Origin of the sequence: Kitasatospora sp. NPDC057512 (assembly GCF_042802135.1) — a bacterium.
Taxonomy (GTDB): Bacteria; Actinomycetota; Actinomycetes; order Streptomycetales; family Streptomycetaceae; genus Kitasatospora.
In genome coordinates this window covers 1-10,388 of the sequence record NZ_JBHVET010000261.1, presented here as the reverse complement: position 1 = coordinate 10,388, position 10,388 = coordinate 1, and the positions used below count along the sequence as shown (strand labels likewise).

Below are 10,388 nucleotides of genomic sequence, written 5' to 3'. Positions count from 1 at the left end.
ACCCCCTACTTCCTGGAGCCCACCGTGCCGTTCACCCCGCTGTTCGCCGCCCTCGACATCGGCGGCACCAAGATCGCCGGGGCGCTGGTCGACGCCGACGGACGGCCGCGGCACCGGCTCCAGCTGCCCACCCCCGCCACCGAGCCCGGCGCGGCCGTGCTCGCCGTGGTGCACCAGGTGCTGGAGCGGCTCGCCGGGACGGCCGACTGGGCCGCCGTGACGGCCGTCGGGATCGGCAGCGCCGGCCCCGTCGACCTCGCGGACGGCACCGTCAGCCCGGTCAACATCCCCGGCTGGCGCGGCTTCCCGCTGGTCGCCGCGGTCGCCGCGCACCCGGCGGTGGCAGCGCGCACACTGCCCGTCCGCCTCGCCGGGGACGGCGTCGCGATGGCCGCCGCCGAGCACTGGCAGGGAGCGGCCCGGGGCGCCGACAACGCGCTCTGCCTGGTGGTGTCGACCGGCGTCGGCGCCGGACTGGTGCTCGACGGCGCGGTGCGCCCCGGCCCCAGCGGCAACGCCGGCCACCTCGGCCACATCACCGTCGACCTGGACGGCGAGCCCTGCCCGTGCGGCTCGCGCGGCTGCCTGGAGGGCCTCGCCAGCGGCACCGCGATCGCCCGCCGGGCGCTCGCCGAGGGCTGGCGGCCCGAGGACGGCGACCGGACGGCCCGCGCCGTCGCCGCCTCCGCCGCCGCGGGCGACCCGGTCGCGCTCGCCTCCTTCGACCGCGCCGCCCGGGCGCTGGCCGCCGGGATCGCCGCCACCGCCGCCCTGGTGGACCTCTCCCGGGTCGTCGTCGGCGGCGGGGTGGCCGAGTCCGGGGACGTGCTGTTCGCCCCGCTCGCCCGCCACCTGGACCGCTACGCCGCCCTCTCGTACATCCGCGGCCTGGACGTGCGCCGCGCCGAGCTCGGCACCGACGCCGGGCTGATCGGCGCGGCCGCGCTCTGCCGCTGAGCCTCCCCGGAGCCGCCCGCATGCCGCCGTTCTCCCTCCTGAAGAACCCCGTCCGCCGCTACGCCTGGGGCTCGCCCACCGCCATCCCCGCCCTCACCGGCGCCGCGCCCGACGGCACCCCGCAGGCCGAACTCTGGCTGGGCGCCCACCCGTCGGCGCCGTCCCTGCTGTGCGCGTCCGGCGACAGCGGGGACGGCACCGGCCCGCGGCCGCTGAACGAGCTGATCGACGCCGATCCGGACGGCCTGCTCGGCGCGGACACCGTACGGCGGTTCGGCCCGGCGCTGCCGTTCCTGTTCAAGGTGCTGGCCTCCGACCGGGCGCTCTCCCTCCAGGTCCACCCCACCCGCGCCCAGGCCGAGGCCGGGTACGCGGCGGAGCAGGCCCGGGGCATCCCGCTGGACGCGCCGGAGCGGGTGTACAGGGACCGCGGGCACAAGCCCGAACTCCTCTGCGCGCTCGGCGACTTCGAGGCTCTGTGCGGCTTCCGCCCGGCCGCCGCCACCGCCCGGCTGCTGGACGCGCTCGGCGTGCTCGCCCCCTGGGCCGCCGCCCTGCGCACCCGGCCCGCCGAGGCCGTCCTGCCCGAGCTGCTGCGCTCCGGCCTGAACGCCGACGGCTCCGAACTCGCCGCCGTCACGGGCGCCCTGCGCCGTACGGCGGCCGCCGGCGGGCCGTACGGCGCCGGCAGCGCCGCGTACGCCCGCCTCGCCGAGGAGTACCCCGGCGACCGGGGGCTGCTCGCCGCCCTGCTGCTCCACCACGTCCGGCTCACCGCCGGACAGGCGCTGTACCTGGACGCCGGTGTGCCGCACGCCTACCTCCGGGGCGTGGGCGTGGAGTTGATGGCCAACTCGGACAACGTGCTGCGCTGCGGCCTCACCCCCAAGCACGTCGACGTGGACGGCCTGCTGGCGGTCACGGACTTCCGCCCCGGGGAGCCCGGGCTGCTCGCGCCGCGCCCGACGGGCGACGGCTTCGAGGAGGAGTACCCGTCGCCGGCCGAGGAGTTCAGGCTCTCCCGGCTGCGCCCCGGCGCCGCCGCGGTCCGGGTCGACCGCCCCGCCCCGCAGATCCTGCTCTGCGTCTCCGGGCAGGCCCTGCTGCACTCCCCCGGCGGCTCCGAACTCCCGCTTCCGGCGGGCGCGTCGGCCTACCTGCGCCCGGGCGCCGGGCCGGTCGAACTGACCGGCCCGGGCGCGGAGCTGTTCCGGGCCACCACGGGGTAGCCGCGCGGGCGGCGGGCCCGGACCGCGGGCCGCGGGCCCAGGCGGCGGGCCCGGCCGCGGGCTCAGGCCGGTGCCGGGTGGCCGAACAGCAGGTCGTAGCCGTCCGGGAGTTGCTCGATCACCTGGTCCAGCAGCTCCCCGGGGACGAGGTCGGCGACGGTGCTGAGCACAGCCCCGATGTCCCACTGCGCCGTCGCCGGGGTCGCCCCGTCGATCCACCCCACCACGGCCTGCACGAAGCGCTCGGCGGTCAGCGGCTCGGCCGCGGGCTGGGCGTCGCGCAGCAGCGAGGCGTAGGTCTCGGGCAGCGCGTCGGCGAGTTCGCCCCGCTCGGACCCCACCAGGTGCTCGCCGAGCAGGGCCAGCACGACCCGGGTGGCGTGGTCCGCCTCGGCCGCGCCCCGGTACTCGCCGCGCTCCACGACGCGGGCGAGGAAGTCCTCCCAGGAGATGGTCATCGCGTCCTCCTTCCGGTCGGCGGGCTCGGCCGGACCGACGGCGGCGCGCTCGCCCTGGGCCAGGACGGGGATCGCGGTCCGTGACCGCCGTGGGACGTACCGGTGCCCGTGCTGCTCAGCGTAACTCGCCCCGGCGCCTTCGGAACCGGCCGCCGCCGTCGATCACGCCGCCGCCCCGGGGCAACGGCCCGTCCTGCGGTTCACCGCACCGCTCGCCTCTCCGGTCACCGCGCCGAGGCGTGGCACCGCCTGCGCGGCCGCCGGGACGGCAGCAGCCCGCCGGTGGTCGGGCCGGCCGCCACGCGCTGCGCCGGGGGCGCCGCGCTCACCGCTGCCGCCGCGGTCACCGTCGTGGCCGCCAGGACCGCCTGGGCGCGGGCCGGGTCCGGCATAAACGCCGAGAGAAAGATCCGTTCCGCCGGGCTCAGTGCCCGCGAGCGGCCGGATTCGCGGTCCCGGGCGACCACCACGGTCCGCGCCCGCATAAAGGTGATCCGGTCCCGGCAGACATTCACCTCGACCTGGGCGGAACTCCGTCCGAGCCGTTCCACGGTGAGTACCACCGAGAGCGGCTCGGGCCGGTGGTGCAACTGCTCCAGGTAGTCGATCTCGTGCCTGGCGATAATGAACCCGGACGGGAACAGCGACTCCCGTACGGCGGTTTCGTGGTGGCGGAACAGGTCGTGAATCCCCTCCTGGATGTAGGAGACCAGACGGGCGTTGTTGATGTGCCCGTTCTCGTCGACGTCGCTCCACCGGGTGGGGCAGGACAGCACGTGCACGCCCGGCAGCACCGCGCTCACTGCCGGGTCAGCCCGGCACCGGCGGGGAGCAGCGCGCGCTGCAACCTGGCGTAGTAGCCGGAGTGTTCGGCCGCCATCCGGGCCGCGGTCCAACCCTCTTCGGCCGCCTCGGCGGCGGCCTGGACGACCAGGCTGTCCAGCACCGCGTCGACCGCACGGCACAGATCGTGAACGGCCGCGAGCCGCTCGGTCACATCCGCCCCGCTCCCTGCGTTCCGGGACGGGAAGGCGGCCAGTGATTCCATCGCGAGCTGAAGGTCGTCGACTCCGTCTGGCCGGTTTTCCGCAGGGAAATTCCGCATGTTTTTCTCCATGACTCATTCGGCCATTACGGCCCAGTAGCTAGCGTTCGAATGCACCGGATCGGTGTCGACCCCCCGACCCCACGACGCTATCCCAGCCGACGGGGGTCGACGGATGGTTTGCCGACCACGACGGAAAACTGACCTCCATCGGAGTAGTTTGTCGGTGTACACAATATGCCCCATCAGTCGAATGCCGTCCGCAATTCGGGTGGTATCCACGACGCGCGGCCCCGGATCGACTCCTCGGGGAACAAAATCTGCTACCAGACGCTCCACCACCTCGCCTTGTACAGGTGCGAGCCGCGCAGCGACCGCGTCCCCTCCGGCCGGTGCAGGGTGATCACCGAGGTGCACCAGTCGCACGGGGCCTCGTGCTCGGGCGCCACCGTGAGCAGCCGGCCGGTGCCGGGTTCGTCGCCGACGCTCTTGAGGTCCCGCTCGGCGGCCGGATCGGCCAGGTGCACGGCGGTGAAGCGGTCGGTGGCCGGGTCGAAGCGCCACAGGCCGGTCAGCGTGGCCACCCAGAACCGCCCGGGATCCGCCAGGACGGCCGCCAGGTCGTGCCCGCCGTGGTCGGGCAGCGGGCTGCTCCGCACGACGGTGAGGGCGGGCGCGGCCGGGGTTCCGCCGACCCGCAGCGCGGTCAGCGCCGTGTCGCCGAGCACCCAGAGCAGGCCGGTCCGCGCGTCCCAGTGCACCCCGTGCGCGCCGGGCAGCGGGAACTCCGCGTACGCCGCGGCCCGCGGGCCCTGCGAGGCCGCGTACAGCCGCACCCAGCCGACCGCGCTCGCCGCCACCGCCACGTTGCCGTCCGGCAGCAGCTCGATGCTGTGCGGGTTGGCCGCCGTCCCCAGGTCCGTCGCCCAGTGGACGCGGCCGGTGGTGGTCTCCACCACGGCGGCCAATCCGCCGGAGGCGGTGGTCAGCAGGTAGCGCCGCCCCTGCCGGATCCGGGACTTGGCCTCGTCCGGGTTGGTCCAGCTGCGGGCGGGCGTCAGATCCGCCAACTCCGGTGCGCGGTCGGCACTCCAGCCCCAGACCACCGGCAGCCGGTCCGGGCCGCGGTAGGCCATCAGCTCCTCGGCGCTCTGCAACACCAGCACGCTGCGCGAGGCCTGGTCCACGACCGCCACCTGCCGGCCCGGCGACCTGGCCCACGCGCCGTTCGTCGGCGCGCAGAGCAGCAGGGCGACCGCGAGGGCCGGCAGTGTTCTCCTCAGCACGCCTTCACCGTGGGCGCTGCGGGCCGACTCCGCTCGGCGGCACGTCCGAACGGACGATCGATCCGACGGCCGTGGATCGTGCGGCACCGGCGGCGGGTCCGCCTCGTTCACTGTCATCCGCACATCCTGGCCGGACGACGGCACCGGCGGCCGTCGCACCGGGTCGGCACGCCGCCGGCCCGTCAACCGGGCGCCACCCAACCGCGCCCGTTCAACACCCCTGTCCCCGGAGGCTCAGCGCCCGGCGACGAGGTCCGCGACCCGGGCGATCGGCGACGTGGTGGCCCGGCCGGCCGCCTCCTGCCGGTCGGCGGCGTGGTACGCGGCGTACATCGCGTGCACCCCGAGCCAGCGCAGCGGCTCCGGCTCCCAGCGCCGCACGGTGTGGCCCACCCAGGGCAGCCGGGTCAGCTCGGTGTCGCGGCCGAGCACCAGGTCCCGCAGGGTGCGGCCGGCCAGGTTGGTGGTGGTCACCCCGCTGCCGACGTACCCGCCCGCCCAGCCGAGCCCGCTCACCCGGTCCAGCTCCACGGTGGCGCACCAGTCCCGGGGGACGCCGAGCACGCCCGCCCAGGCGTGGTCGATCCGGGCGTGCGCGGCGGCCGGGAAGAACCGGTCGAGGACGGCCCGGAGCCGGCGCACCGTCTCCACCTGGGTGCTGCCGTCCGAGTCCGTCCGCGAGCCGAACCGGTAGGGCACGCCCCGTCCGCCGAGCGCGATCCGGTCGTCCGCGGTGCGCTGCGCGTACATGTAGGCGTGCGCGAAGTCGCCCAGCACCTCGCGGCCCTCCCAGCCGGCCTCCGCCCAGAACTCCGCGGGCAGCGGCTCGGTGGCGACCATCGCGGAGTTCATCGGCAGCCAGGTGCGCTTCTCGCCGCGCAGCCCGGCGGTGAACCCCTCGGTGGCGCGCAGCACGTGGTCGGCGGTGACGGTGCCGTACGGGGTGACGGCGCGGGGCTTGCGGTAGCCGCTGCCGGGCAGGATCGCGGTGACCGGCGTCCCCTCGTACACCTCGACGCCCAACTCGCGGACGGTACGGGCGAGTCCGCGGGCGAGCCGGGCGGGCTGGAGGCGGGCGCCGTGCGCGGTCCAGCAGCCGCCGAGGGTGCCGGCGACGTCGATCCGCTCGGCCGCCTCCCTGGCGCCCAGCAGCTCGACCCGGCCCTCGCCGTAGGCCCGCTCGGCCTCGACGTGGGCTCGCAGGCGCTGCAACTGCGGTTTGCTGCGGGCGACTTCGAGGACGCCGCCGCGCACGATGTCCGCGTCGATCCGCTCGGCCCCGGCGACGTCGACGACCTCCCCGACCGCCTCGTCCATCGCCCGCTGCATCGCGGCCGCGCGCTCCCGCCCGTACCGCCTGGCGAACGCGCCGCGCCCCGCGAAGCCGTTGTACAGCCAGCCGCCGTTGCGCCCGGAGGCGCCGTAGCCGCAGAACCGCCGTTCGAGGACGGCGATCCGCAGGGCGGGGTCGGCCTTCTTCAGGTAGTAGGCCGTCCAGAGGCCGGTGTACCCGCCGCCGACGACGCACACGTCGACGTCCCGGTCCCCGGGCAGTGCGGGGCCGGGCTCCGGCACCCCGTCCGCCGCGTACCAGAACGACACCTCGCCGTTGACCGCCGCCACCGGAACCTCCCGTACCCTCGCTGACCTGCCCGGACGCTACCGCCGCGGGTTCGGCCCGGGCCACCCCCCACACTGCAAGGATCGCCGGGCCCGATCAGCCACCCTGTCAGTCCCGCAGCAGCTCCAGGGCCCGCGTCCAGTCGTACGAGCCCGGCGTGAAGTCCGCGATCCGCACGCCCATCCGCCGCAGCCGCGCCAGGCTGTCCGGGTAGGCCGGATGCGCCGCCTGCGCCGCGCTCAGGCAGGGCTGGACGGCGACCGGGACGCCCCAGCCGTACGACTCGCAGAGAATCCCCAGCGCCAGGGTGTCCGAGATGCCCAGGGCCCACTTGTTGAGCGTGTTGAAGGTGGCGGGGGACACCACGAGGGCGTCCGGGTCCGGCAGCGGCCGGGGCTCCCCCGGCTTCCGCCAGGCGGAGCGGATCGGGTACCCGGTCCGCTCCTCGATCGCCTCGACGTCGATGAACCCCATGGCCTGGGGCGTAGCCACCACCCCCACGTCCCAGTTCCGCTCCTGCGCGGCCGAGATGAGCTCCCCCACCCCGCCCGCGACCCCCGCCGCGCACACCACGACGTACAGCACCGGCTTCCTCGCCTCGGACACCCCGGGACTCCCCACTCTCGACCTGCCTGCGGACCCCAGAACGGTAAGCCGCCTCCGTGGTCCGCTCCGCCCGCCGGCCCGCGCCCGACGGGATCGACCAGTATTCGAACAACCTGGCCGGGCCCCACCGGTACGCCGACGAACCGAGTGGGCACGGGTGTCCGTCCGCCACCGCGCCCCGGGACGCCGCCCGAGGGGCCAGGAGGCCGGGCATCGCCGTCGTCGCAGGCAGGACACCCTGCGGGAAACCCGGCGGTAGCGTCGGGATCAGGCTCTGCCATGAGCATGATCACGCCGTTTTCCGTTTCGACCGGCCGCCCCGCACCACCCGTGGGTGAAGATCGAACCGGAAAGAGATCGTTCACGATGTTCCTGCGGAATACCGCTCCGACCACCGCGGAAACCCCCTGTCCGGACCGCTGGGGACGGCCCGGACCGGCACCACGGGCCGGACCGGCCGAACAGGACCGACAGGATGGGGAGCACATGCTCTTGGAGCGCGACGAGGTGCTGGACACGGCCTCGGCGGCCGCGGCGGCGGCGCGGGCGGGCAGCGGACGCTGGGTCCTGCTCTCGGCACCGGTGTCCGGCATGGGACGGACCGCCGCGTTGGAGGCGGTCGTCCGGCAGCAGACCGACGGTGACGCCGTGCGCGTGGGACGCGCCCGCGGCGTACCGGAGGAGACGGCGTTCCCGTTCGGGCTCGTCCGGCAGCTCTTCGCGGACGACGAGGCCGTGCCCTTCTCGGTCGCGGCCGGACCGGACGAACAGCGGCTGTTCCACGGGCTGGTGACCAGGCTGACCCGGTCCGCCGCCGAGCGGCCGGTCCTGCTCGCGGTGGACGACCTCCACCACGCCGACGAGCCGTCCCGGCGCTGGCTCGGCTACCTCGCCCGCCGCATCGCCGAGCTCCCCGTCCTGCTGGTGCTCACCGAGCGCGCCGACCCGTCCGATCCGGCCCTCCTGTCGCCCGCCACCGGCACGGCCGTCACCCTCCCCGCGCTCACCGTCCCCGCCGTCATCCGCCTCGCCCGGGACGCCGGCCTGGACCAGCGGTCCACCGTGGCCTGCGTCGAGGCGGGCATCGGCAACCCGGCCCTGGTCCGGGCGCTCGTCGCCGACTTCGCCGACGGGGCGCTCCCCCGCCCGTCGTCCACCCCGTCGCGCAGCCGCTTCCGCGACACGATCGCCCGCTGGCTGGGACGGGCCGACCCCTGCGTCCGCCACGCCTGCCTCGCCCTCGCCGTCGCCGCCGAGGGAGGGATGCCCGTCGGCCCCGGCCTGCTCCACCAGCTCTCCGACCTCTGCACCGCCACACGCTCCCCGGGCGAGCGGTCGGCGCGCCGCATCAGCAGGCTGCTGGACCACCCCCTCGCGCGGGAGGCCGTCCTCGCCGTCGCCGCGCCGGAGGAGATCGCCGCACTGCACACCCGCGTCGCCGAACTGCTCGACGAGAGCGGCGCGCCCGCGACCGCCGTGGCCTCCCGGCTCCTGCGCGTCGAACGACCCGGCGAGGCGTGGATGGCCCGCTCCCTGTCCGAGGCCGCCGAGGAGGCGGTGCGCGCCGGTCACGTCGCGGAGTCCGCCGCGTACCTGCGCCACGCCCTGAGCGGCCCGCTCGATCCGGACCGGCGGGCCGCCCTCACCATGCGCCTCGGCGCCCTGGAGCTCCCGCACAACGCGACCGCCGGGATCCGCCGGCTCCGCACCGGGCTGGAGTTGCACACCGACCTGCGGGAACGGGCGACCGCGGCCACCGCCCTCTGCGCGGCCCACGTCGCGCGCCGGGATCCCGACACCGCGCTGGAGGTCCTCCGCCGGGCCGGTCGCGGCGCCGACGACGACGAACTCGTCCAGGTGCTGGGGACCCTCGGCGCGCTCGTCTCCTCGCACGACAACGACGCCTGGCGCGGCGCCGTCGCCGGCCTGCGCGCGCTCGCCCCGACCGCACCCCCCGCCATCGAGCCCCTGGTGTGCGGACTGATCACCGAGTACGAGGCCGGGGCCGGCCTCTGCTCGGCGGCCGAGGTGCTCGACCGGGTCCGGCCGCGGCTGACCGCACCGGTGGACCCGCGCCTGCGGACCGCCTGGCTCGGCAGCGCGGCCACCCTGCTCCAGTGGGCGGACCGCCTGGACGAGGCACGGGAGTTGACCGGCCAGTGCCTGCCCGCCCCGCCCGTGCCCCCGGACCTGACCGACGTGGGCGTGCAGTGCCTGCTCAGCGTCCGGGCCGAAGCGGCGCTCTGGGCAGGGGAGTTCGACCGCGTCATCGCCGAGAACGCCCCCCTGGTGGAGGCGACCGCCGGACAGGGCGTCCGACTGCCGCACCTGGCCGCCATGGTGGCGACCGCCCGGCGCGAGACGGGCCGGCGCTCCGCGGCCTGGGAGGCCGTGGCCCTGGTCGGCCCGTCCGGCGGCGACAGCTCCTGGGAGTGGAACGAACTCAGCTACACCCGGGCCCTGTTGCACGCCGCGGACGGCGACTGGCAGGCCGCCCTCGACGACTACCTGGTCTGCGGAGCCGGCCAGCTCGCCCACGACTTCGTCAGCCCGGTCGCCACGCCGTGGCGCTCCGGAGCGGCGCTCGCCCTGGTGCGGCTCGGGCGGCGGGACGAAGCCCGCGAACTCGCCGAGGAGGAACTGCGCCACGCCCGGACCTGGGGCACCGCGCGCACCGTGGGCCGGGCACTGCGGGCGTACGCCGCGGCCGTGGGCGGCCGGCTGGCGCTGTGCTCGCTGACCGAGGGCGCCGAGCTGCTCAGGCCGGCCGCCGCGCCCGTGGAACTCGCCGAGGCGCTGATCGACCTCGGCCGGGCCCACATCGAGGCGGGCAACGGCCGCAAGGGCCGCGACACGCTGCGCGAGGCGCACGCCGTGGCCCTGCGGCTGGCCGGGCCCGCCCCGGAGAGCGGCGGACCGGCCCCCGCCGGCCGTCTCCTCGACGCGGCGGAGGAGGCGTTGCGCGAGGGCGGGGTGCGGAACCGGGACGGCGGGCACGCTCTGAGCCCGGCCGAACGGCGCGTGGCCGAACTGGCGGCGGCGGGGCACACCAACGCCCAGATCTCCTCCGCGCTCTGCCTCACCCGCCGCACCGTGGAGACCCACCTCACCAACGCCTACCGGAAGCTGCGGATCGCCCGGCGCACCCAGCTGGTGGCGGCGCTGGAGCGGTAGCGGACGCGGACG

Annotated in this window: 9 protein-coding genes; 3 read left to right on the top strand and 6 right to left on the bottom strand. The window is 76.1% G+C overall.

Translation table 11 applies throughout. From position 1 onward, the window contains the following. Window positions 1-24: 24 nt before the first annotated feature. Window positions 25-957, top strand: coding sequence for an ROK family protein (locus ACFU6K_RS18610; protein ID WP_380664304.1), 933 nt, complete (start codon window positions 25-27; stop codon window positions 955-957). Between the two features lie 20 nt (window positions 958-977). Next, window positions 978-2,186: a mannose-6-phosphate isomerase, class I gene (manA, locus tag ACFU6K_RS18605; RefSeq protein ID WP_380664302.1), complete on the top strand. Its 1,209-nt coding sequence runs from the start codon at window positions 978-980 to the stop codon at window positions 2,184-2,186. A gap of 62 nt (window positions 2,187-2,248) precedes the next feature. On the opposite strand, the gene ACFU6K_RS18600 is transcribed toward manA, so the two are convergent. The 6 genes from ACFU6K_RS18600 to ACFU6K_RS18575 form a co-directional block, all read right to left on the bottom strand. After that, window positions 2,249-2,644, bottom strand: a complete 396-nt coding sequence (locus ACFU6K_RS18600) for a DUF2267 domain-containing protein (RefSeq protein ID WP_380664300.1) — start codon at window positions 2,642-2,644, stop codon at window positions 2,249-2,251. A gap of 224 nt (window positions 2,645-2,868) precedes the next feature. Further along, window positions 2,869-3,447 (bottom strand): acyl-CoA thioesterase, encoded by a 579-nt coding sequence (locus ACFU6K_RS18595; RefSeq protein ID WP_380664298.1) that lies wholly within the window; start codon window positions 3,445-3,447, stop codon window positions 2,869-2,871. Continuing rightward, complete coding sequence (locus ACFU6K_RS18590) at window positions 3,444-3,761, bottom strand: hypothetical protein (protein WP_380664296.1); 318 nt, start codon at window positions 3,759-3,761, stop codon at window positions 3,444-3,446. Before ACFU6K_RS18590 ends, ACFU6K_RS18595 begins: the two co-directional genes overlap by 4 nt. 251 nt (window positions 3,762-4,012) lie before the next feature. Continuing rightward, window positions 4,013-4,975 (bottom strand): DUF6528 family protein, encoded by a 963-nt coding sequence (locus ACFU6K_RS18585; RefSeq protein ID WP_380664294.1) that lies wholly within the window; start codon window positions 4,973-4,975, stop codon window positions 4,013-4,015. A 234-nt stretch (window positions 4,976-5,209) separates the two neighbouring features. Continuing rightward, window positions 5,210-6,598 carry an NAD(P)/FAD-dependent oxidoreductase gene (locus ACFU6K_RS18580; RefSeq protein ID WP_380664292.1) on the bottom strand — a complete coding sequence of 463 codons (1,389 nt, stop codon included), beginning with the start codon at window positions 6,596-6,598 and terminating at the stop codon, window positions 5,210-5,212. Window positions 6,599-6,704: 106 nt separating this feature from the next. Then, window positions 6,705-7,202 carry a flavoprotein gene (locus tag ACFU6K_RS18575; RefSeq protein ID WP_380664290.1) on the bottom strand — a complete coding sequence of 166 codons (498 nt, stop codon included), beginning with the start codon at window positions 7,200-7,202 and terminating at the stop codon, window positions 6,705-6,707. A 486-nt stretch (window positions 7,203-7,688) separates the two neighbouring features. Between ACFU6K_RS18575 and ACFU6K_RS18570 the strand changes: the two genes are divergently transcribed. After that, on the top strand, window positions 7,689-10,376 hold the full coding sequence (locus ACFU6K_RS18570; RefSeq protein WP_380664288.1) for a LuxR C-terminal-related transcriptional regulator: 2,688 nt from the start codon (window positions 7,689-7,691) through the stop codon (window positions 10,374-10,376). The last annotated feature ends 12 nt before the right edge of the window (window positions 10,377-10,388 follow it).

Excerpts from the sequence above, each read along its gene's own strand:
- manA (WP_380664302.1), top strand. The coding sequence starts at position 978 with ATGCCGCCGTTCTCCCTCCTGAAGAACCCCGTCCGCCGCTACGCCTGG.
- ACFU6K_RS18590 (WP_380664296.1), bottom strand. The coding sequence starts at position 3,761 with ATGGAGAAAAACATGCGGAATTTCCCTGCGGAAAACCGGCCAGACGGA.
- ACFU6K_RS18570 (WP_380664288.1), top strand. The coding sequence starts at position 7,689 with ATGCTCTTGGAGCGCGACGAGGTGCTGGACACGGCCTCGGCGGCCGCG.
- ACFU6K_RS18600 (WP_380664300.1), bottom strand. The coding sequence starts at position 2,644 with ATGACCATCTCCTGGGAGGACTTCCTCGCCCGCGTCGTGGAGCGCGGC.